This window comes from Haemophilus sp. CCUG 66565 (assembly GCF_001679495.1).
GTDB classification, from domain to species: domain Bacteria; phylum Pseudomonadota; class Gammaproteobacteria; order Enterobacterales; family Pasteurellaceae; genus Haemophilus; species Haemophilus haemolyticus_K.
In genome coordinates this window covers 144,052-166,809 of sequence record NZ_LZOX01000016.1, presented here as the reverse complement: position 1 = coordinate 166,809, position 22,758 = coordinate 144,052, and the positions used below count along the sequence as shown (strand labels likewise).

At 38.2% G+C, this 22,758-nt stretch carries 26 protein-coding genes; 17 read left to right on the top strand and 9 right to left on the bottom strand.

Features of this window, described 5'->3' with window-relative positions:
- Positions 1-107: 107 nt before the first annotated feature.
- The gene (locus A9501_RS06325; RefSeq protein ID WP_048953894.1) at positions 108-863 is read left to right on the top strand and encodes a class I SAM-dependent methyltransferase; all 756 of its coding nucleotides are present in this window, start codon (positions 108-110) and stop codon (positions 861-863) included.
- A gap of 44 nt (positions 864-907) precedes the next feature.
- On the opposite strand, the gene sodA is transcribed toward A9501_RS06325, so the two are convergent.
- Positions 908-1,561 carry a superoxide dismutase [Mn] gene (gene sodA, locus A9501_RS06320; protein WP_048953893.1) on the bottom strand — a complete coding sequence of 218 codons (654 nt, stop codon included), beginning with the start codon at positions 1,559-1,561 and terminating at the stop codon, positions 908-910.
- A 261-nt stretch (positions 1,562-1,822) separates the two neighbouring features.
- Between sodA and ccmA the strand changes: the two genes are divergently transcribed.
- From ccmA to A9501_RS06265, 11 genes are all read left to right on the top strand, one after another.
- Positions 1,823-2,461 carry a cytochrome c biogenesis heme-transporting ATPase CcmA gene (gene ccmA, locus A9501_RS06315; protein ID WP_048953892.1) on the top strand — a complete coding sequence of 213 codons (639 nt, stop codon included), beginning with the start codon at positions 1,823-1,825 and terminating at the stop codon, positions 2,459-2,461.
- 4 nt (positions 2,462-2,465) lie between these two features.
- A complete protein-coding gene (gene ccmB / locus A9501_RS06310; protein WP_065265323.1) occupies positions 2,466-3,131 on the top strand; it encodes a heme exporter protein CcmB in 666 nt (221 codons plus the stop codon).
- 60 nt (positions 3,132-3,191) lie between these two features.
- Positions 3,192-3,932: a heme ABC transporter permease gene (locus A9501_RS06305; RefSeq protein WP_065265322.1), complete on the top strand. Its 741-nt coding sequence runs from the start codon at positions 3,192-3,194 to the stop codon at positions 3,930-3,932.
- A 43-nt stretch (positions 3,933-3,975) separates the two neighbouring features.
- A complete protein-coding gene (gene ccmD / locus A9501_RS06300; protein WP_053466203.1) occupies positions 3,976-4,179 on the top strand; it encodes a heme exporter protein CcmD in 204 nt (67 codons plus the stop codon).
- Positions 4,176-4,697: a cytochrome c maturation protein CcmE gene (ccmE, locus tag A9501_RS06295; protein ID WP_065265321.1), complete on the top strand. Its 522-nt coding sequence runs from the start codon at positions 4,176-4,178 to the stop codon at positions 4,695-4,697. Before ccmD ends, ccmE begins: the two co-directional genes overlap by 4 nt.
- Positions 4,694-6,640, top strand: a complete 1,947-nt coding sequence (locus A9501_RS06290; RefSeq protein ID WP_065265320.1) for a heme lyase CcmF/NrfE family subunit — start codon at positions 4,694-4,696, stop codon at positions 6,638-6,640. Before ccmE ends, A9501_RS06290 begins: the two co-directional genes overlap by 4 nt.
- A gap of 113 nt (positions 6,641-6,753) precedes the next feature.
- Entirely contained in the window at positions 6,754-7,299 is a 546-nt protein-coding gene (locus A9501_RS06285; RefSeq protein WP_046942240.1) for a DsbE family thiol:disulfide interchange protein, read from the top strand.
- On the top strand, positions 7,299-7,760 hold the full coding sequence (locus A9501_RS06280; RefSeq protein WP_048953890.1) for a cytochrome c-type biogenesis protein: 462 nt from the start codon (positions 7,299-7,301) through the stop codon (positions 7,758-7,760). The genes A9501_RS06285 and A9501_RS06280 overlap by 1 nt, the downstream gene beginning before the upstream one ends.
- Positions 7,761-8,678, top strand: coding sequence for a c-type cytochrome biogenesis protein CcmI (gene ccmI, locus A9501_RS06275; RefSeq protein ID WP_048953889.1), 918 nt, complete (start codon positions 7,761-7,763; stop codon positions 8,676-8,678). It begins immediately after the preceding gene.
- A gap of 210 nt (positions 8,679-8,888) precedes the next feature.
- Positions 8,889-9,404: a hypothetical protein gene (locus A9501_RS06270; RefSeq protein WP_048953888.1), complete on the top strand. Its 516-nt coding sequence runs from the start codon at positions 8,889-8,891 to the stop codon at positions 9,402-9,404.
- An 8-nt stretch (positions 9,405-9,412) separates the two neighbouring features.
- The gene (locus tag A9501_RS06265; protein ID WP_048953952.1) at positions 9,413-9,706 is read left to right on the top strand and encodes a hypothetical protein; all 294 of its coding nucleotides are present in this window, start codon (positions 9,413-9,415) and stop codon (positions 9,704-9,706) included.
- Between the two features lie 128 nt (positions 9,707-9,834).
- On the opposite strand, the gene frdD is transcribed toward A9501_RS06265, so the two are convergent.
- From frdD to frdA, 4 genes are read right to left on the bottom strand one after another with little or no spacing between them, the layout of a single operon-like run.
- Positions 9,835-10,179, bottom strand: a complete 345-nt coding sequence (frdD, locus tag A9501_RS06260) for a fumarate reductase subunit FrdD (protein ID WP_048953887.1) — start codon at positions 10,177-10,179, stop codon at positions 9,835-9,837.
- Positions 10,180-10,191: 12 nt separating this feature from the next.
- Entirely contained in the window at positions 10,192-10,602 is a 411-nt protein-coding gene (gene frdC / locus A9501_RS06255; RefSeq protein WP_048953886.1) for a fumarate reductase subunit FrdC, read from the bottom strand.
- 10 nt (positions 10,603-10,612) lie between these two features.
- Positions 10,613-11,383, bottom strand: a complete 771-nt coding sequence (locus A9501_RS06250) for a succinate dehydrogenase/fumarate reductase iron-sulfur subunit (RefSeq protein ID WP_005645965.1) — start codon at positions 11,381-11,383, stop codon at positions 10,613-10,615.
- On the bottom strand, positions 11,376-13,175 hold the full coding sequence (gene frdA, locus A9501_RS06245; protein ID WP_046942098.1) for a fumarate reductase (quinol) flavoprotein subunit: 1,800 nt from the start codon (positions 13,173-13,175) through the stop codon (positions 11,376-11,378). The genes A9501_RS06250 and frdA overlap by 8 nt, the downstream gene beginning before the upstream one ends.
- Positions 13,176-13,391: 216 nt before the next feature.
- Between frdA and epmA the strand changes: the two genes are divergently transcribed.
- Positions 13,392-14,363 (top strand): elongation factor P--(R)-beta-lysine ligase, encoded by a 972-nt coding sequence (gene epmA, locus A9501_RS06240; RefSeq protein ID WP_065265319.1) that lies wholly within the window; start codon positions 13,392-13,394, stop codon positions 14,361-14,363.
- 38 nt (positions 14,364-14,401) lie between these two features.
- Here the strand turns inward: epmA and cpxA are convergent, their stop codons facing one another.
- The 4 genes from cpxA to yejK form a co-directional block, all read right to left on the bottom strand.
- On the bottom strand, positions 14,402-15,805 hold the full coding sequence (gene cpxA / locus A9501_RS06235; RefSeq protein ID WP_065265318.1) for an envelope stress sensor histidine kinase CpxA: 1,404 nt from the start codon (positions 15,803-15,805) through the stop codon (positions 14,402-14,404).
- A 4-nt stretch (positions 15,806-15,809) separates the two neighbouring features.
- Entirely contained in the window at positions 15,810-16,517 is a 708-nt protein-coding gene (locus A9501_RS06230) for a response regulator (RefSeq protein ID WP_065265317.1), read from the bottom strand.
- Positions 16,518-16,571: 54 nt separating this feature from the next.
- Positions 16,572-16,985 carry an outer membrane protein assembly factor BamE gene (gene bamE, locus A9501_RS06225; protein ID WP_005634176.1) on the bottom strand — a complete coding sequence of 138 codons (414 nt, stop codon included), beginning with the start codon at positions 16,983-16,985 and terminating at the stop codon, positions 16,572-16,574.
- A gap of 64 nt (positions 16,986-17,049) precedes the next feature.
- Positions 17,050-18,066, bottom strand: coding sequence for a nucleoid-associated protein YejK (gene yejK, locus A9501_RS06220; protein ID WP_065265316.1), 1,017 nt, complete (start codon positions 18,064-18,066; stop codon positions 17,050-17,052).
- A gap of 128 nt (positions 18,067-18,194) precedes the next feature.
- Here yejK and A9501_RS06215 point away from each other — a divergent pair, with 128 nt between their 5' ends.
- The 4 genes from A9501_RS06215 to lnt all read left to right on the top strand — a co-directional run bounded on the left by A9501_RS06215 (position 18,195) and on the right by lnt (position 22,747).
- Positions 18,195-18,413, top strand: a complete 219-nt coding sequence (locus A9501_RS06215; RefSeq protein WP_005625990.1) for a YejL family protein — start codon at positions 18,195-18,197, stop codon at positions 18,411-18,413.
- A 1-nt stretch (position 18,414) separates the two neighbouring features.
- Complete coding sequence (locus tag A9501_RS06210; protein WP_065265315.1) at positions 18,415-20,172, top strand: DUF3413 domain-containing protein; 1,758 nt, start codon at positions 18,415-18,417, stop codon at positions 20,170-20,172.
- Between the two features lie 14 nt (positions 20,173-20,186).
- Complete coding sequence (gene corC, locus A9501_RS06205; RefSeq protein WP_065265314.1) at positions 20,187-21,086, top strand: CNNM family magnesium/cobalt transport protein CorC; 900 nt, start codon at positions 20,187-20,189, stop codon at positions 21,084-21,086.
- 122 nt (positions 21,087-21,208) lie between these two features.
- Complete coding sequence (lnt, locus tag A9501_RS06200) at positions 21,209-22,747, top strand: apolipoprotein N-acyltransferase (protein ID WP_083071915.1); 1,539 nt, start codon at positions 21,209-21,211, stop codon at positions 22,745-22,747.
- Positions 22,748-22,758 lie beyond the last annotated feature (11 nt).

Genomic DNA, 22,758 nt, shown 5'->3' with positions numbered 1-22,758 from the left:
TCTTTTATAGCCCAACCAATCGGTTGGGTTATTTTTTGCTTTACTACTTTAATAAGAATAATTTTCATCTATAATATAAAAACCAAGTTAATTACTAGGAGATAGATATGGCAAAAGATGAAGTAGGGCATAATTTTCTTGCACGTTTAGGTAAAACTCGTTTGCGTCCAGGCGGTAAAAAAGCGACAGACTGGTTAATTGCCAATGGCGATTTTGGCCAAGATAAAAAAGTGTTAGAGGTTGCCTGTAATATGGGAACGACAGCCATTGGATTGGCGAAGCAATTTGGTTGCCATATTGAAGGTGTTGATTTAGACGAACATGCGTTAGAAAAAGCACAAGCAAATATCGTCGCAAATGGCTTTCAAGACAAAATTCATGTGCAGCGTGCGAATGCGATGAAGTTGCCTTTTGCAGATGAAAGTTTTGATATTGTCATCAATGAAGCGATGCTCACGATGTTACCCGTGGAAGCTAAGAAAAAAGCCATTGCAGAATATTTTCGAGTGTTAAAACCAAATGGTTTATTGCTTACTCACGATGTTATGCTGGTGGGGAATGATCATCAAACGATTCTAGAAAATATGCGCAAAGCGATTAACGTGACGGTAACGCCATTAACGAAAGATGGCTGGAAAGGAATATTCCAAGAAAGTGGCTTTAGAAATGTTGATACTTTCTCTGGTGAGATGACTTTACTTTCACCAAAAGGGATGATTTATGATGAGGGCATTCTTGGGACGTTAAAAATCATCCGTAATGCTATGAAAGCAGAAAATCGTGAGCAATTTAAAAGAATGTTCAAAACCTTTAATGATCCTGAACATAAATTACATTTTATTGCTGTATGTAGTCAAAAATAATATAAAAAAAACAAAGGCCTACTTTTCTAGGCCTTTATCTTTTATTATTTAGCACAATTACATTCTGAATGGGCTGTTTTTTGTTCAAAACGTTCTGCAACGAAATCCCAGTTTACCACGTTCCAGAATTCTTTAATGTAGTCTGGACGACGGTTTTGGAATTTCAAGTAGTAAGCGTGTTCCCAAACGTCTAAACCTAAAAGTGGGAAACCTTCACAACCTGCCACTTCTTTACCCATTAATGGGTTATCTTGGTTTGCTGTTGATACCACGGCTAATTTACCTTCAGCAGTTAATACTAACCACGCCCAACCTGAACCAAAACGAGTTGCGGCTGCTTTTTCAAATTCAGCTTTAAATGTTTCTACAGAACCGAAATCACGTTCAATCGCATCTTTTAATGTACCTTGTAAAGTAGTACCTTTTTTCAAACTTTTCCAAAATAAACTGTGGTTTGTGTGACCGCCTGCATTATTGCGTAATGCACCACGTTTTTCTGCAGGGATTTTGTCAAGGTTAGAAACTAATTGACCTGGGCACATTTCCACTAACTCAGCGGGTAAACCTTCTAATGCAGCGTTTGCATTGTTTACATAAGCTTGATGGTGTTTGCTGTGGTGGATTTCCATTGTTTGCGCATCGAAATGTGGTTCTAATGCATCGTAGGCGTAGCCTAATTCAGGTAGAGTGTAAGCCATAATTTATTCCTTCTATGTAAAGACAAATTTCGTTGAGGGTTTTGGTCTATAACCAAAAGTGGGCAAATAATAGCAAAAATTTTGATTTAGATCATTAAATGTTTTTCCTTTTGCATTAATAGACGAATTTATTAAACCTTGTTTTAAATCAATAAACCTATCGATCTACTTCTAAAGAGTTATTTGTTTTGAGAGCTAAAATCTCGTCAAATATTTCTCTTGTGATAGAATACCGCCACTTTTTATTTTCCCTTTGCAATTATGTTTGAACCACACAAGTTATCTCTGCAAAATTTATCCTGCCAACGTGGTGAGCGAGTACTTTTTCGTGCTTTGACTTGCTATTTTAATAGCGGTGATTTTGTGCAAATTGAAGGGCATAACGGCATAGGTAAAACCAGTTTATTACGTATTCTTGCGGGTTTAGCTCAACCTTTAGAAGGCGAAGTGCGGTGGGATGCTGAAGCAATTTCTAAACAACGTGAACAGTATCATCAAAATTTGCTTTATTTAGGTCATCTTTCAGGCGTAAAACCAGAACTAACAGCATGGGAAAATTTGCAGTTTTATCAACGAATTAGCCAAGCGGAACAAAATACTGATATTTTGTGGGATTTGCTTGAGGAAGTGGGATTATTAGGTCGTGAAGATTTGCCTGCCGCACAACTTTCAGCAGGACAACAAAAGCGTATTGCATTAGGTCGCTTATGGCTGTCTCAAGCGCCCTTATGGATTTTAGATGAGCCGTTTACTGCGATTGATAAAAAAGGCGTGGAAATTCTAACCGCACTTTTTGATGAGCATGCTCAACGAGGTGGTATTGTGTTGTTAACCAGCCACCAAGAAGTGCCAAGTTCTCATCTGCAAAAATTGAATTTAGCGGCTTATAAAGCGGAATAACTTAATGATTTTTTTAGAGATAATTAAACGAGAGCTTCAAATTGCGATGCGCAAAAATGCGGAAATTTTAAATCCGCTATGGTTCTTTTTACTTGTGATTACTTTGTTTCCGCTTGTTATTGGGCCAGATCCAAAATTGCTTTCCCGTATCGCACCGGGTATTGCGTGGGTAGCAGCATTACTTTCAGCATTGCTTTCTTTTGAACGTTTATTCCGTGATGATTTTATTGATGGTTCTCTTGAACAATTAATGTTAACCGCACAGCCCTTGCCGATGACGGCTTTAGCCAAGGTCGTTGCTCATTGGTTGCTCACTGGTTTGCCACTTATTTTGCTATCACCTATTGCCGCTTTGTTACTTTCTCTTGAGGTCAATATTTGGTGGGCATTGGTTTTGACATTGTTACTGGGCACTCCTGTATTGAGTTGTATTGGTGCAATTGGCGTGGCTTTAACGGTGGGATTGCGAAAAGGGGGCGTGTTGTTGAGTTTGCTTGTTGTTCCGTTGTTTATTCCTGTTTTAATTTTTGCCTCATCAGTATTAGAGGCAGCAGGACTAAATGTGCCTTATGGGGGGCAACTGGCGATTTTAGGTGCAATGATGGTTGGCGCAGTAACGCTTTCGCCTTTTGCCATCGCCACGGCACTGCGAATTAGTTTAGATAATTAGTTTCATTTCACCGTATAAAAGTGCGGTGGTTTTTCTCTTTAATTTTTAAGGATCTTTTTTATGTGGAAGTGGTTACATCCTTATGCAAAACCCGAAACTCAGTATCGTATCTGCGGTAAATTGAGTCCGCTATTTGCATTTTTTACACTTATTTTACTCGGTGTTGGCATTGTATGGGGCTTAGCATTCGCCCCAGCAGATTACCAACAGGGTAATAGTTTCCGAATTATGTATGTTCATGTGCCGACAGCGATTTGGTCTATGGGTGTGTACGGATCAATGGCGATTGCAGCTGTGGTTGCCCTTGTGTGGCAAATTAAGCAAGCCCACCTCGCCATGATTGCAATGGCACCAATTGGTGCATTGTTTACTTTCTTATCGCTTGTTACGGGCGCGATTTGGGGTAAACCGATGTGGGGCACTTGGTGGGTATGGGATGCTCGCTTAACTGCAGAATTGATTTTATTCTTTCTTTATCTTGGTATCTTAGCGCTTTATTCTGCTTTTTCAGATCGTAATGTAGGAGCAAAAGCAGCGGGGATTTTATGCATTACAACGGTCGTGATTTTACCGATTATTCATTTTTCTGTGGAATGGTGGAACACGCTACATCAAGGTGCGAGTATCACTAAACTGGAAAAACCATCCATTGCAATTCCAATGTTGGTTCCATTAATTTTGTGTATATTCGGTTTTTTAACCTTGTATATTTGGCTTACTTTAGTGCGTTATCGAGTGGAATTATTGAAAGAAGATGCGAAACGTCCTTGGGTTAAAGTATTGGCTCAAACACTGAAATAAAGTGCGGTTAGTTTTTTAGCGATTTTTTTATAAGGAATATTTTATGTTTTTCCAGACTTGGAGTGATTTTTTTAATATGGGTGGCTACGGTTTTTACGTATGGTTATCCTATACAGTAAGTTTAGTGGCAGTGATTGCCTTAATCGTTCAAAGTGTAAAACAACGCAAGACAGTGTTACAAAATGTATTGCGTGAACAACAACGCGAAGAACGTTTACAACAAGCAAATAAAGGGAACACACTATGAATCCAAGACGTAAATCCAGATTTAAATTAGTCATTTTTGTTGTGCTCGGTATTGCTATTGCAAGTGGATTGATGCTGTATGCGTTACGTCAAAATATCGACTTGTTTTATACGCCATCTGAAGTGATTCAAGGCAAGGATAATAACCCGAATCAAAAACCTGAAGTGGGGCAGCGTATTCGTGTTGGCGGTATGGTGGTTGAAGGCACGGTAGTGCGTGATCCCAAAAGCTTAAAAGTGCGGTTCGATCTAAATGATATTGGCCCTGCGATCACTGTTGAATATGAAGGTATTTTGCCAGATCTTTTCCGTGAAGGACAAGGTATTGTGGCTCAAGGTGTATTAACTCAGCCAACCGTTTTAACTGCGACAGAGGTATTGGCTAAACACGATGAAAATTATGTGCCACCAGAATTAGGTGAAAAAATGAAAAAAGTGCATAAGCCAATGGGGATTGGTGATGCGGATTTAAAAGGCGAAAGCACACGTGATCGTCAAGAAAAAGAAGGCGTAAAATGATTGCTGAATTAGGAAATTATGCGCTGGCTTTAAGTTTAGCCGTATCGCTTATGTTGGCGATTTTCCCTTTGTGGGGGGCAGAAAAGGGCAATGCTCAATTAATGGCATTAGCTCGCCCAATGACTTATGGTTTATTGGCAAGTCTAAGCATCGCTTTTGCTGCGTTATTTTATTTATTCGCAGTAAATGATTTTAGTGTTCAGTATGTCGTGAATAACTCTAATACGGCTTTACCTATTTATTATCGTTTGTCTGCCGTATGGGGCTCTCATGAAGGTTCTTTATTACTGTGGATTTGGTTACTGGCCGTTTGGTCATCTGCCGTTGCTTTATTGAGTAAACATTTACCTCAAGAAGCGGTTGCTCGTGTACTTGGTATAATGGGGATTATTAGCGTCGGTTTTGTGTTGTTCGTCTTGTTCACCTCAAATCCTTTTACTCGTACTTTCCCAGATTTCCCAGTGGACGGAAAAGAACTTAACCCAATGTTGCAAGATGTAGGCTTAATTTTCCATCCGCCATTACTTTATATGGGCTATGTTGGTTTTTCTGTGGCATTTGCGTTTGCGATCGCATCCTTAATGACTGGAAAATTAGATTCAGCTTGGGCACGTTGGTCACGTCCTTGGACGCTTGCTGCTTGGGTGTTTTTAACTTTAGGTATCGTACTCGGTTCTTGGTGGGCTTATTATGAGCTTGGCTGGGGCGGCTGGTGGTTCTGGGATCCTGTGGAAAACTCCTCGTTTATGCCTTGGCTTGCTGGTACAGCATTGATTCACTCCCTTTCTGTGACAGAAAAACGTGGTTCTTTCAAAGCTTGGACGGTATTACTTGCGATTTTAGCCTTTTCACTTTGTCTGCTCGGCACGTTCTTAGTTCGTTCTGGCATTTTAGTTTCAGTTCACGCATTTGCATCGGATCCAACTCGTGGTTTGTATATTTTGGCTTACCTCGTTGTGGTGATTGGTGGTTCGCTAGCGCTCTATGCGTATAAAGGAAGTCAAATTCGTTCTCGTGATAATGCAGAACGCTATTCACGTGAAAGCATGTTGTTATTAAATAATATCTTATTAATGACCGCTCTTTGCGTTGTATTCTTAGGAACATTGTTACCACTCGTTCACAAACAACTTGGTTTAGGTTCTATTTCTATTGGTGCACCATTCTTTGATCAAATGTTCTTAATTATTATGACACCATTTGCATTATTGCTTGGTATTGGTCCTTTGGTGAAATGGCGTAGAGACCAATTTTCTGCAATTCGTACGCCTGTTGTTATCAGCGTATTTGTTATGGTGATTGCAGGTTTTGCGTTACCTTACTTCTTGCAAGATAAAATTACTGTGAGTTCGGTGCTGGGTTCAATGATGACTGTGATTATCGCTCTACTTGCGCTTTATGAATTGCAACAACGTGCGACGCATCGTGAATCATTCTTTGTTGGCGTACGCAAACTATCTCGTTCTCATTGGGGAATGATGTTAGCTCACTTAGGCGTAGCAATGACAGTTTGGGGGATCGCGTTTAGCCAAAACTTCAGCGTAGAACGTGATGTTCGAATGAAAGTCGGCGAGAGTGCACAAATTGGTCGTTACGATTTTAAATTCGCCGGTGTGACGGATGCGAATGGTCCAAACTATATTGGTGGAAAAGCTCAAATTGATATTTCGAAAGATGGGCAACCAGAAGCAAGCTTATTTGCAGAAAAACGTTTTTACACAGTAAGTCGTATGTCTATGACGGAAGCCGCCATTGCTGGTGGTTTAACTCGTGATCTCTATGTGGCTCTCGGTGAAAAGATTGATGATAATTCTTGGGCGTTACGCTTATATTACAAGCCGTTTATTCGCTGGATTTGGATTGGCGGCTTGTTTATGGCGTTAGGTGGATTGTTGTGTATGTTCGATCGACGCTATCGATTTAACGCTTTATTGAAAAAATAATATGACGGCGCACCTTGATTAAGGTGTGCCTTAACTTTTAATTAGATTATGTGAACAATGCGGGCTTTTATAAAAGTCTACTTTGGTTTTTTATATTTAAAGTGCGGTAAAAAATGAAAAAAAAATTACTCGTTCCTCTTATTCTCTTTTTATCGATAACAATTGCATTTTTAGTGCAATTAAAACGTAATGCGCAAGGTGAAGATATTAAAGCATTAGAGTCTGCTTTGGTTGGAAAGCCTGTGCCAGCAAAAAATTTAACGGAGCTTTTTGAAAATAAAGCTTACACGAACGAATTGTTTCAACAAGGTAAGCCAGTTTTACTTAATGTGTGGGCGACGTGGTGTCCGACTTGTTATGCCGAACATCAATATTTAAACAAACTTGCTAAAGACGGTGTGCGAATTATCGGTTTAGATTATAAAGATGAATCACCTAAAGCAATGAAGTGGTTAAAAGATCTTGGCAATCCTTATAAAGTTGTTTTAAAAGATGAAAAAGGTTCTTTCGGTTTGGATTTAGGAGTATATGGGGCACCAGAAACTTTCATTGTAGATGGAAAAGGTGTGATTCATTATCGTTATGCTGGAGATGTAAACGAAAAAGTTTGGACTCAGACTTTAAAACCAATTTATGACAAACTTTCGGAGCAACAATAATGAAAAAAACATGGCTATTTTTGACCGCACTTTTGTTTAGCTCAGTGGCGTTTTCAGCTATTGACGCATTAAATTTTAGTTCTCCACAGCAAGAGAGTGATTACCACCAATTAACACAATCTTTGCGTTGCCCTCAATGTCAAAATAACAATATTGCGGATTCCAATGCGACTATCGCTGTGGATATGCGTGGCAAAGTATTTGAGCTTTTACAAGAAGGCAAATCGAAAAATGATGTAGTGGAGTATATGGTGGCGCGTTACGGCAATTTTGTAACCTATGATCCACCTATGACAGCGAGTACATTAGTGCTATGGATTGCGCCATTATTGCTTGTGTTGTTAGGCGTGGTATTTTTATTAAGACGTAAGCCAAAAGCTCAAAGTGCGGTGAAATCCCAAGATGTTTTAACTGATGAAGATAATGCGCGTTTGGCAGAATTATTAAACAAGGATAAATAGATGAATTTTGCATTAATTTTTATATTAACCACTTTAGTTGTGGCGTTAATTTGTTTTTATCCTTTATTGCGTCAATTCAAAGCGAAACATTGGCAAAAACGTGATGATTTAAATAAGGCGTTATATTTCTCGCGCTTGGAAGAAATTGAGCAAGATAATTCCCAAGGTTTAGTTGAAAATGTTGAGCAACTCAAACAAGAATTACAGAAGACCTTGCTTGATGATGTGCCGAGCAAGGTTCAAGAGAATGCGGATTATTCTGGCAAATCTTATGGAAAAGTGTGGTTTGTGTCTGGCGTGTTGGCGCTAGGAATTATCGCGGGCTCTTCTTATTTTATGGTGGGCTCTTGGCAAGCTGAATCGATGTTAGAGCAAACTTATGCGAAATTGCCATATTTCTATGAGCGAATGAAAGATGAAGATAAAAATCCATTTTCTGATGCAGAAATGCAGCAATTTTCTACCGCACTTCGAATCGATTTGCAGAAAAATCCAACTGATGCAAAAAAATGGTGGATGCTCGGTCAGATTGGGATGAATTTAGGTGATGTACGTTTAGCATTTGATAGTTATCAGAAGGCCAACAAGTTAGAACCAGATAATGTGCAATATAAATTAGGCTATGCTCGCGTGTTGATGTTCTCTGATGATGCGACTGATAAACTAAAAGGTGGCGATTTATTACGTGAAGTGATTCGTCAAGATCATACTAATGTTGAGGCCCTAAGTTTGCTCGCATTCCGTTATTTTGAAACGGAAGATTATAAAATGGCGGCAGTGACTTGGGCGATGATGCTGCGCTTAATGCCGAAAGATGATGAGAGGGTTCCATTAATTGAAAAAAGTATTCGTGCCGCGCGTGATGCTTTAGAAGCGCAGAACGAAGAAAAATCAAAAAGTATTACCCCTGAAAAATAACCTAGAGCATTGTAGTGCTTTCTGATATAGTGCGGTAAAAATGATTATTGATGATGAACCTATTTATTAGGTTTTCATTATGTTACTATCATAATTAATACGAACTAATTAGAATAGATAATTTATCGCTTGAAATGTTATTCTTTTTTAAGCCTGATGGTTTGACGTTAGAGCGATATCAATATAGTAAAGACTAAGGAAAAAATAAATATGAAGCATCAATCTTATATTTCGGTTCCGTTATTTTTTCTTATGGTTAGCAGCCTTGTTATTGCTCGGGTTTCTATTGCAAGTAATATTACTTATGTTGATTCGGCAGATCAAAAAAGCTTTTCGTCTGAAATTTCAGATAATGATGTACAGCTTTTGGGGCAGAGTATTGAATTAAAAGTTTATAAAATGGATGAGATGAGTTCATCTCAAACTATTTATGAATCTCCGGCTGGGATTTGTAAAGGGTTTAAGGCTAGAGGTGTAAATTATACAAATTCAACCCACAATTATCTTTCACCCAATGATAAAACAGAATATTATGGCAGCGTAACTGGCGCTACAATTTATGGTGGGAAGAATACGCAAAATTTAAGTTATGTACCCGTTTATTCTATTTCTGATAAAAAAGTATCTGAGCGTATTCAAATTATAGAAAATAAGAAATTGAAGGAAAAGGCTGTTAACAATGTATCAGAAGGGAAAGCGGTGTTAACAGAAGTAATTTGTAAATAGAGGTGGATATGAAAAAAAATATTTTAGTATTAGGTATAACATGTTTATTAGTTGCATGTTCTTCTGATAATAAGCCAGATAATGGCATTTATGATATGAAAACAGTTCAGGAATATAACGCCCGAGTGCAGAGTGGAAATACTGTTGTTGCCTCACAAAAAGCTCGGGTCTCTAAACAAGAAGAAACACCACTAAAAATGAATGCGAGTGATGAGAAAGCGAAAGTAAGAATTATTAGCCCTACTCTTCCTGTGGTCCCCGCTGTGGGTGTCGGTTATTATCATCATTATCATAATTGGTAATAGAAATTTGAGAATTTAGACAGCTATATTTTTATAGCTGTTTTTTTGATTGTAATAATTAGAAAGGACGATAATTTTATAGTAAAAAAAGCGAGCTTATGCTCGCTTTTTTATAATGAATCTAGCTCTTATAGACTCGTTACCGCAAATAACACCCAAACGGTATAAATTGTGGCTAAACCATAAAAGATAAATCCACCAGCTGGCACATGTATTTTAAGATCGTGCATACCGTGGTGAATACGATGTAAACCGCACCACATTGGGAAAATAGTAAGCACTAAAATAACTAATTTACCAATCCAAGAATAAGCAAAAGTAATTAAATTATGCGCATCGACTAAACCAAATGGTAATAACAAACCGATAATTAAAATAACGACAGGGAAAAAAATTGCACTCACTGTGCCGCCTGCACCGAACATTAACCATACTGGCGGTTCGCCGGAGCGTTTTGGATTTTGATCAACCATTTTTTCTCTCCCTTAGATATAAACTAAAACTAAAGCAATCACGCTAACTAATGCGGTTACCGCCCAAAGTGCATTTCTTACAACGCGGTGTGGTAAGCGTTCATTTTTCACAATGATATTCATTACTTTTGGTGTCATTAAGAAGTATGTCACCGTATGATAAAGCGTTGCGATAAGCGTAATAATATTTAAGAACACCACAATTGGGTTTCTTAAAAACTCAATAAAGCTCAAGATGCCTAAGCCTGGCATTGGATTGCTTGCGAGGCAAAGAACACCATAAAGCAATACAATACAAAACCATACAGCAAAGATTGAAGTCGCTTCACGTAGCATATAAGCTTTATAGAAGTCCAATTTTTGCCACCAAGTCGCTGTCATTGGACGGACATATTTTTTACGTTTACTAACTGTTACTGACATTCCTTCCCCCTTAGCTTTTTGGTTTTAGCATAGAGATAACATAATCTTTGGCACTTTCCACTTTTCCTTGGTTAATTGCAGAAGCAGGATCCACATGTTTTGGACAAACTTCTGAGCAATAGCCAACGAAAGTACAACTCCAAACCCCGTTTTTACCATTTAACAATGACATACGTTTTGCTTTACCATGGTCACGGTTATCAAGATTATAACGATGAGCCATCGTAATAGCTGCAGGACCTAAAAATTCAGGATTTAAACCAAATTGAGGGCAAGCGGCATAGCATAAACCACAGTTGATACACATTGAGAATTGACGATATTTCTCAAGCTGTGCAGGCGTTTGTTTAGTACGGCTTACTTGTAATTCTTTCGATGGATGTGGTTTACCATCTAATGCTGGTGCTTCGTTACCAATAATATAAGGTTTAATTGCCTCTAAACTTTCAATAAAGTGGCTTAAATCAACCACTAAGTCACGTTCAATTGGGAAGTTTGCTAACGGCTCAATACGCATATGGCCACTGTAATCACGTAAGAACGTTTTACAAGCCAATTTCGGTTTATTATTTACCATCATCCCGCAAGAACCACAAATCGCCATACGGCAAGACCAACGATAAGAAAGAGATGGCTCAAGTTTATCCTTAATATAACCTAACGCATCAAGCAATGAAGTTTGATTATCATAAGGTACTTGATAGGTACTTAGATGCGGCTCTTGATCGATTTCAGGATTGTAGCGTAATACTTCAACATTCATTACTGGTGAATTAGCCATTTGCTTGCTCCTTAGCTTTCGCAGCTGCTTCTTGAGCTTCTGCTTCCGCACCGTAAACACGTTTTGCAGGTTGAGATTTAGTAATTTTCACCGGACTGTATTCGATACGCGGCGCACCGTTTTCATTGTAGAAAGCAAGTGTGTGTTTTAAATAATTTACATCATCACGTTCAGTGTAATCTAAGCGTTGGTGAGCACCTCGAGATTCTTTACGTTCAATCGCTGAATTTGCAATAGATTGTGCAACATCTAGGATGTAGCCTAACTCAACTGTATAAAGTACATCTGTATTGAACACGCTTGAGTTATCTGCTACACGAATACGTTTGTAACGTTCTTTTAATTCTGCAATTTTATCTACTGCTTTTTGCATGCTTGCTTGGTCACGGTAAATACCACAGCCTTCTTCCATTACAGAACCCATTTCGTCACGGATTTCAGACCAAGATTCGTTACCTTCTTGTTTATGAAGGGCTTCTAAACGAGCGACAACATCTTTTGCTTGAGCATCAACCGCACTTTGATTTACAGATTGAGCCTCTACAGCACGTTGTGCCGCATATTCGCCAGCAACACGACCTAACACAACAAGTTCAGCTAAAGAGTTAGATCCTAAACGGTTTGCACCATGTAAACCTGAAGATGCACACTCACCTACAGCAAATAAACCTTTGATACGCGTTTCGCTGTTAAAGTCAACCTCAATACCACCCATCGTGTAGTGAACAACTGGACGAACTGGGATTGGCTCATTCACTGGATTTACACCTTCATAAGCACTTGCTAATTCACAAATGAATGGCAGACGCTCATGTAAATATTTTTCACCAAGATGACGTAAATCTAAATGCACAACATCTACGCCTTTCGCGGTTTTTAAGGTATTACCTTTTTTCCATTCTTGCCAGAATGCTTGAGAAACTTTATCGCGAGGACCAAGTTCCATATATTTATTTTGTGGTTTTCCAATTGGAGTTTCAGGTCCTAGACCGTAATCTTGAAGATAGCGATAGCCATCTTTATTCACTAAGATACCGCCTTCACCACGACAACCTTCAGTCATTAAGATGCCGGTATTCGGTAAACCTGTTGGGTGATATTGAACAAACTCCATATCACGAAGTGGTACACCATGACGATACGCCATAGATAAGCCGTCACCTGTTACAATACCGCCATTGGTATTGAATTTAAATGCACGACAACCACCGCCAGTTGCAATAACAACCGCATTTGCATTGATTTGAACAAGTGAACCTTCCATCATGTTCATCGCAACCATACCACGAGCATGGCCATCATCAACAAGAATATCTAATACGAAGTGTTCATCAAAACGTTGGATTTGTGGATATTGAATAGAAGTTTGGAAAAGCGTGTGTAATAAGTGGAAACCTGTTTTATCAGCGGCGAACCAAGTACGCTCAATTTTCATTCCACCAAAACGACGTACGTTTACATCGCCATCAGCTTTACGGCTCCAAGGACATCCCCAACGTTCTAATTGAGTCATTTCCACTGGTGAATGTTGTACGAAATATTCCACAACATCCTGTTCGCAAAGCCAGTCACCACCAGCCACAGTATCTTGGAAGTGTTTATCGTAAGAATCTTCTTCTTTGATAACTGCCGCTGCGCCACCTTCTGCTGCCACAGTATGGCTACGCATTGGGTACACTTTTGAAACTAATGCAATTTTTAAGTTAGGATTTGCTTCTGCTGCTGCAATCGCTGCACGTAAACCGCCACCACCAGCGCCAACAATCGCAATATCGACATTAACTGTTTGCACGATATCCTCCAATAAATGTAGAAAGTAAAAAATAGAAATCACCCTAAAAGGGTAATCTAGTAAGGCCATTCTGCCATTTTTTGTTACAAATTAATAACGTTTTTTATGTAGGAAAAGGGGAAAAAGTATGATTTTGTGATCTACCTCAAAAAAGCTTAGATTGAGTTGAGAAGGGCTCTCGTTTACAATGATGCAAATTTAAAAATGGGAATAAAAATGACCGCACTTACTCATTGGCAACCTTCTGCCGATATAAAAAATCTGCTTAAACGTGCAAAAATTATTGCTGAAATTCGTCAATTTTTTACAGAACGAGGCTTACTTGAAGTTGAGACGCCTGTTCTAAGTGAATTTGGCGTCACTGATTTGCACCTTTCCACATTTAGCACAGAATTTCTCGCGCCTTTTGGTGAACAATCCAAAACACTTTGGCTTTCTACAAGCCCTGAATATCATATGAAACGCTTGCTTGCTGCAGGCAGTGGACCGATATTCCAAATCAGTAAAGTGTTCCGTAATGAAGAAGCCGGTAATCGCCACAATCCAGAATTTACCATGTTGGAATGGTATCGACCGCACTTTAATATGCATCGTTTAATTAATGAAGTGGATGATTTACTCCAACAAATTTTAGATTGCCCACCGGCAGAAAGTTTAAGCTACCAATTTGTTTTCCAAGAATATGTAGGTTTAGATCCCTTATCTGCAGAACGTTCAGAATTAATCGAAGCGGCACGTAAACATAACTTTATGGCTGAAGATAATGAAGAGCGCGATACTTTATTACAGTTCTTATTTAGTGAAGTCGTTGAACCTCAAATAGGAAAAGATCGACCTGTTGCGGTTTATCATTTTCCTTCAACACAAGCCGCCCTAGCACAAGTTAGCCCAGAAGATCAGCGGGTTGCAGAACGCTTTGAGTTTTATTACAAAGGGTTAGAACTGGCAAATGGTTTCCATGAATTGACAGATGCACGAGAACAAAGACATCGTTTTGAATTAGATAATCAGCAAAGAAAGAAACATGGATTGCCAGTTCGAGACATTGACGAACGTTTTCTATCTGCATTGGAAGCTGGCTTACCAAATTCTTCTGGCGTTGCGCTAGGAGTCGATCGTCTGGTTATGGTTGCGTTAGGTTGTGAAAAAATTAATGAAGTGATTTCTTTTGCCGTGGATAATGCCTAGACGAAAAGTGCGGTAAAGATTTACCGCACTTTTGATTTTTAGTTACTGATCCATAATGGCAATCGTATAGTAACAGCAAGCCCTCCTAGTGGGCTTTTTTCAGCCCAGACCTTTCCTTGATGCTCCTGAATAACATTAGACACAATCGCCAATCCTAGTCCTGTGCCACCAGTCGTTCTAGTTCGCGTTTCATCCACTCGATAAAACGGTTTGAAGATTTTTTCAAATTCATCTGGATGGACTCCAGATCCGTTGTCATCTATACGGATCCTGAGAAATTCTTCTTCTTCTTCTTTTTGGATAAAAATATGAAGTTCGATCTTATCCTTGGTGTATTTAAGAGCATTTGTCACAATGTTTTCGACCGCACTTTCTAGCAATCTAAAATTGCCGTTAAGTTGTAATTCATTTTTAGGTAAACGAATATTTGTGAGAAACGCTATACCACGTTGCTCTGCCTCAAATTTTGCATCGTTGATAATATCAGTCCAAAGTGTATTAGCATAAAAAATATCCCGTTCCATTTGGCTATTCATTTGCTGGCGTGAAAGTAGAAGCAATTCACTAATCATTTTATCCATTCGGCCAATTTCTCTTTCAATGCGTTTTACGCTATCTGTTTCACCACATTCATGGCGAACAAGCGCTGTAGCTAGTTGTAAACGTGCTAGTGGTGTTTTAAGCTCATGTGAAATGGAAGACAGTAAAGATTGTTGATTGGAGATAAGATTGTCAATCGCCGTTGACATTCTATTAAAACTTCTTCCAACTTGTCGAAGTTCAAGAGGGCCTGATAGGGATAAGTTACGATCAATTTTAAAGTTCCCTAAGGCAACAGAATTGGCGGCTTCTTGTAAACGAGATATTGGGTTGACAATGGTTTTTGTGAACCACCAGAGTAATGGTGTAGTAATTAATAAGATTAAGAAACCAAGCATAGCTGGGTTATCAAATAAATAATTTAAAATTGCTTGTTGTGGATTTATATGATTGATGAAGAATAAAGCATATTCGTCAGGTTTATCACTAAGATAAATTTGGAATGGGCCAACAATTTGTAAATCATTGAAAGTTTTTCGTTTGGGATGAGAAAAATCATCAGAAGCAACAGAGAATGCTAAAATCGCATCACGCTCTTCCGGTAATTCACCTAATATATTTTGGGTCTGTAAATTGACTAAAACAGGACGATATGGATTGTATTTATCTGTTGGTAATACGGGGGCCTCTACGAGTAGATTACTAAGTTGTTTATTCCGTATTGTATCCATGATTCTTTTCTGGTAGTTGATTACTTCAGATTCTTTTAAAGGCGTATAAATTCGAAGATCAAAATAAGGCATGATAATAATAAGTGTCATCATGGCAAAGAATGCTATCCAGAAAACTGAAAATGTACGTATGGCTAATTGGTTAATATTAAAAATCTTAGTGAGTTTCATTATTCTATGGCACTAAAAGATATCCACGTCCACGTAAGGTTCTAAACCAAGGTAGATCATTCTCTCGGAGAGGGAGTTTTTTACGTAGATTTGACATATGCATATCAATGGAACGGTCAAAGGGGGTAAGAGGCTTGCCCAATACTTTCTCACTGAGTTCATCTCTGGTTGCGCTACCATTTGGAGATTGAATTAATTGGTAAAATAGTAAAAATTCGGTGCTAGTTAAATTTAAATCTTTACCTTGATAAATAGCTCGTTGAGAAATTGGATGTAATTCAATCCCGTGAAAGGATATTACTGAATTTGCATTTTCAGAATTTTTTGTAGATTCCCCGTTTTCTGTTTTGAGGAGGACGCTACGGCGTAAAATAGCTTTTATACGGGCAATAAGTTCACGATCATTAAATGGTTTAGGCAAATAATCATCCGCACCCAATTCTAAACCAAGCACGCGATCAATGTCTTCGCCTCTTGCAGTAAGCATCATCACTGGCACATTAGAGACTTTACGAATTTCTTTTAATGTATCAAGACCATTTAACTTCGGCATCATCACATCAAGTAAAACCAACTCATGGCTTTCATCAAGTTTTTGTAATGCCTCTAATCCATTATTTGCTGTTTGAACATCAAACTCTTCTAGCGTTAAAAGGGATGAAAGTAATTCCGTCAATTCAACATCGTCATCAACGAGCAAGAGTTTTGACATTGGGGATTCCTTTTTATCAATCGTTCTTGTTGTAGTGCGGTGAAAATAGAAAGATTATTTCCAGAATTGCCACCAGCTTGATTTTGCTTTCTCACCAGTTTGAATAATGGTGTTGTTCTCGCCTTGTTGCGAAACTTCTGGCAAAGGTTTATCAAGATTGGTTTCTGTCACAATACCACGTTGATCAAATTTTACAGTGAAAGTATGTTGAACAGGTGTTTCATAAGCACGCTGTTGTAAGAACACATAATACCAAGTCTGACTATTATAAGGATCGATTAATACTGGCGTACCCAACAAATATTGTACTTGTTGAGCTGTCATGCCTTCTTTAACTTGAGCAACTGTCGTCGCTTCTAAATAGTTGCCTTGTGGTACATCAATTCGATATACAACTTTTTCAACGGTGGAACAAGAAGCGACGCTTAATGCTAAAAAGGTTGCGCCTAAAAGTGTTTTAACTTGCATTTTCTTTACCTTATTTGTGCAAAAGTACTGTCAAATAATACCCAAGTTTGAGCATATTTCCAAATTAATTCTCTGATTTTAAAGCCTTTTGTAATTGATCTTTTAAATTCGGTGGCAAACCTTTGATTGTAAGCGTATCCGTCATCGGTTCCCATTGAATTCGAGTATTTAATAAATCAGCATCGAAACTAATACTCACCCCCTTTCCTGAACCCGTGAATTTTGTTAGGGATTTTAAGGTTGAACGTACTGGCGGAATGCTGTCTTCCAAGCCATAATTCTGTTCTCCTGCAAAGGTAACAAAAGACTGTTCGTTTAGAGTGGGTAAGGAATCAGAAAGTTCCTGCAATTCAATTTCATCACCGTCTGCAAGTTGAGCTTTACAATATTCAAACACTTGTTTTTTTACTGCTTGAGTTTGCTCTTTGTTGAGTTCACCTTGATCACAATAATCACTCACAGCTTGCAATAAACATTGATTTTGAACTTGTGGATTTAATCCTTCTTCGGCACCTAAAAAATCCATGAAAAAATCACTAATTTTGCGACCGACACGGCCTTTTATGAAAGTTAAATAACGATTAGAGTTTGCATTCACCTGTAAATCCGTCAAATTCACTCTTGCCGCAATATCAAACTGAGTAATATCAAGATATTCTGTACGACGAATCTCTAAATGCTCATCGACTAGCATACTATGACGGCTATCAAGCAATGCAATAAACAAATAATCTGTCGCTAAGAAATTATATTGACATAAAATCAAAGTACCACTTTCTGCAAAGTTATATTTACCTAGCTCATCTGCAAGCAATTTTGTTGAATATTGACTAAAACCTAAAAACTCAATTTCTTGTTCCAATAAACGATTTAAATGTTGTGCAAAGATAGACTTTTCCTGAAACACGCCAAAAGCCTTCGCTTTATTTTGATAACCTTGATGAAGTTGCAACATCATTTGTTCTACTTCTGGCGTAATTGACAACAGCTCATCGCGTAATACGCTTTCCATTTTTATGCTGTCGCCATCCACATTTTTGACTAACTGATGCAAAACAATTTGATTAACGGTAATACTCATTTTTGTCACCTTTGAAAAATTTGCCGCAAATTATAACCGCACTTTTTCAGCAAGAAAAAAGAAATTATTTAGGTTCTACCAAATAATCGGGTATCATAAGCCAAATTTTTTGTTTTATTTTTAACATTATGGCTCAACATTCTAAATATTCGGATGCTCAATTAAGTGCGATTGTAAACGATATGATCGCTGTGCTAGAAAAGCATAAAGCCCCTGTAGATCTATCCTTAATCGCACTGGGTAACATGGCAAGTAATTTATTAACCACCAGTGTGCCACAAACTCAACGTGAGGCATTAGCTCAAGCGTTTTCGAATTCCTTAATTAATGCGGTAAAAACACGTTAATATGAAATGGATTAAAAAAGGCACCTTCAGCGGCAAACAATACCGCGATGACGTTTCACGAAAAATTTCGTGGGGCCATTGGTTTGCTTTTTTTAATATCATTGTTGCCATTCTTATTGGCACCCGTTATGCCTTTATCATTGACTGGCCAGATACTCTAGCAGGAAAACTTTATTTCTTTGTGAGTTTGCTCGGACATTTCAGTTTCAACGTTTTTGCGTTGTACTTACTCGTGGTCTTTCCACTGAGTTTTATTGTTAAAAATCACCGCACTTTTCGTGGGTTAACCGTGATATTTTCCACGATTTGTACAACCTTATTATTATTTGATACCGCAGTTTTCAATCGTTTTAATCTGCATTTATCCTCTGTTGTATGGAATTTGCTGGTCAATCCAGAAAACGGTGAAATGTCACGTGATTGGCAAATATTCTTTGCACCAATGCCAATAATTTTACTGGCTCAAATGTTATTTTCTCGCTGGAGTTGGGAAAAGTTACGCAGTCTTGAACGACAAAAATGGCTAAAAGGCACAGGTATATTCTTAACTGCAACGTTCATTGCGACGCATTTAATTTATGCTTGGGCAGATGCTTATTTGTATCGTCCTATCACCATGCAACGATCTAATTTCCCTTTATCTTATCCAATGACAGCTCGTTCTTTTTTAGAAAAACACGGTTTCTTGGATGGCGAGGAATATACGCAAAAATTGGCGCAAGAAGGCCGTTTAGATGCCTTAAAAATTGATTATCCGAAAAAAGAACTCACTTATGCACCAATTACGCATAAACCTAATATTCTGATCGTAACGGTTTCAGGTTTGCGCCATGATGCGATTTCTAGTGAAAAGATGCCAAAACTTGCTGAATTTGCGACAAGTTCAACAGAATTCACTAATCATTACAGCACAGGTAACAGTAACAACGCAGGCTTAATTGGGTTATTTTACGGGCTAAATGCAAATTACACCGATAGCATTTTAAGCAATCATACCCAATCTGTTTTAATCGAAAAATTACGAGCTGAACATTATCAATTGGGTTTATTTTCTGCTACAAATTTCAAAGATAGCGTCTTCCGCCAAGCATTATTTCGTGAAATAAAACTTCCATCGAATAAAACCAACAAACCAAATAATGAAAGTGCGGTAAAAAATCTCAATGATTTTATTAAAGCACAAAAAACTGACTCACCTTGGTTTGCTTATTTGGATTTAGCCTTGGAGACTGAAAAAACATCAGATTATGACCGCACTTTGCAGGACATTGATTCTCTTTTAGCAAAAGCGTTAGAAACTACACCGCTTGAAAATACATTAGTCATTATCACCTCAGAGCATGGTGTAACCTTTAATGAAATGAATGAAAAAGAGCGAGAAAACTACTTTGGGCGCGATGAAGTTCAAGTGCCATTGCTTGTATATTGGAAAGATTTACCGGTAGGCAAGCAATATGGGTTAAGCAGTCATACCGATATTTTACCTGCATTGATGAGACAAATTTTCCATGTAGAAAATAGATTAATGGATTATACACAAGGGGCTAATTTATTTGACCTGAGCGGGCGTGATTGGGTTCAAGCGTCTAATTTTAACTGGAATGTAATTATTCAATCAGATGGCACTCAATATCATATTAATCGTAAAGGTAACTACAAAAAATTTAACCCTAACTATGAGGAGCAATCTTCGGATAGACCGCCGTTAGGCTTATTCTTGGAAACGTTTCAACTTGAAAATCAATTTTTTGAAAAATAGATAGATAAAATAATATGAACGATGAACAGCAAAATTTAAACCAATCTGAAAATACGAAAAAACCTTTTTTCCAATCTTTATTTGGTCGCTTTTTTCAAGGTGAACTAAAAAATCGTGAAGAACTTGTGGAAGTAATTCGCGATTCAGAACAAAACGATCTAATTGATCAAAATACTCGCGAAATGATAGAAGGTGTAATGGAAATTGCGGAGCTTCGTGTTCGCGATATTATGATTCCTCGTTCACAAATTATTTTTATTGAAGATCAACAAGATTTAAATACTTGTTTAAACACAATTATTGAATCCGCTCATTCTCGTTTTCCTGTGATTGCCGATGCGGATGATCGCGATAATATCGTAGGTATTTTGCATGCGAAAGATTTATTGAAATTTTTACGTGAAGATGCCGAAGAGTTTGATTTATCTTCATTATTACGCCCCGTAGTGATTGTTCCAGAAAGCAAAAGAGTGGATCGTATGTTGAAAGATTTCCGCTCTGAGCGTTTCCATATGGCTATTGTGGTGGACGAATTTGGCGCGGTATCCGGCCTTGTTACCATTGAAGATATATTAGAACAAATTGTTGGCGATATTGAAGATGAATTTGATGAAGAAGAGGTCGCGGATATTCGTCAGCTTTCTCGTCATACTTATGCTGTGCGTGCGCTCACAGATATTGATGATTTTAATGCGCAATTTAATACCGATTTTGATGATGAAGAAGTGGATACCATTGGTGGGCTGATTATGCAGACTTTTGGTTATTTACCAAAACGTGGTGAAGAAATTACGTTGAACAATCTTCAATTTAAAGTCACCTCGGCAGATAGTCGCCGATTGATTCAACTTCGAGTCACTGTGCCAGATAAACATTTGGCAGAAATGGATGATGTGGAAGAAAAAGCCGAATAGCATTTTATCATCCTCAATGATGGCGCACGTTTTCTAACGTGTGCTTTTTATTTACTTGGAATGGAATTTAAAATTTCAACACACAAGACGCTCGTGAGGGCGTGCAAAATATACTTGAATTTATGAATAAATATTTTACTTATCTTATTGCGATTATATCTGGTTTAGTCGGTGTTTTTGCCTTCTCGCCATTTGATTATTGGCCTTTAGCCTATGTTTCTTTACTCGGTTTACTTTATGTCGCTAAAAATCCTAAAAAATCCACCGCACTTTTAGCGACGTTTTTGTGGTCGATGGGATTTTTCTGTTTTGGGGTGAGTTGGCTTAATGTCAGTATTCACCAATTTGGTGGCGCGTCTTTAGGTGTGAGTTATTTCCTTGTCGGTTTACTTGCGGCTTATCTTGCATTATATCCGATGCTCTTTACCTATTTGGTTCAGCGTTTCAACGTTCAAAGTGCGGTAATTTTTGCCGTGATTTGGACATTGACAGAATTTTTACGAGGTTGGATTTTTACCGGTTTTCCTTGGCTTCAGTTTGGTTATACACAAATTGATAGCCCATTTTATGGCATCGCCCCGATTTTTGGGGTAACAGGATTAACGTTCTTTACCGTTTGGGCAAGTGCGGTGATATTTAATCTCGTTTCGTCTTTGTTTAAAACGAAAAATCTTAAATTAGTCTTTACGAATGTTTTGTTATTGATCATCGTGGGGGGATTAAGTGCTTATTCATCCCGAATTCACTTTGTAAAATCTGTTGAAGATAAGGCAATTTCAGTCACGCTTGCGCAAGGAAATATTGAACAAAATCTCAAATGGGATCCGGCTTATTTCTATTCTACTTTGGCGATTTATCAAAAATTAATCGCAGAAAATCTTGGTAAAACCGATTTAATTATTTTGCCTGAGTCAGCATTGCCAACTCTTGAAAATGCGATTACGCCATTTTTTGAAGGATTAGATCGTGCAGCTAAAGAAACGAAAACGGAGATAATGGTTGGAACGGTATTCCAAGATACGAAATCTGGTAAGTTGCTTAATTCTATTATGACTGCTGGAAACCCAGACTTTCCTTATCAGCCAGATACTTCAAATCGTTATAGTAAGCATCATCTCGTGCCGTTCGGTGAATATGTTCCGCTAGAAAGTATTTTGCGACCACTTAATTCAGTGTTTAATTTGCCGATGTCTGCATTTCAAAGTGGGGAGGCGATTCAGCCATCTTTAATGGCAAAAAAACGCGCTTTTTCACCAGCAATTTGTTATGAGATTATTTTTGGCGAACAAGTGCGGCAAAATTTGAAACCAGATACGGATTATTTACTGACAATTTCTAATGATGCCTGGTTTGGTGATTCGATTGGGCCTTGGCAACATTTACAGATGGCAAGAATGCGCGCTTTAGAATTGGGCAAACCGCTTATTCGTGCAACGAATACGGGGATTTCAGTCTTTGTTGATGCACAAGGTAAGGTGTTAGCGCAGGCACCGCAATTTATTGAAACAACGTTGACGCATAAAATTGCACCTGCGGAAGGCAAAACCCCTTATTCTGTGCTAGGAAATATGCCTTTATATGGTTTGTCATTGTTGTTTTTAGTATTACACGGCATGATGGCATTTGTTCGTCGTAAGATGAACCTTTCACAAAAACGCTAGTCAAAACGACC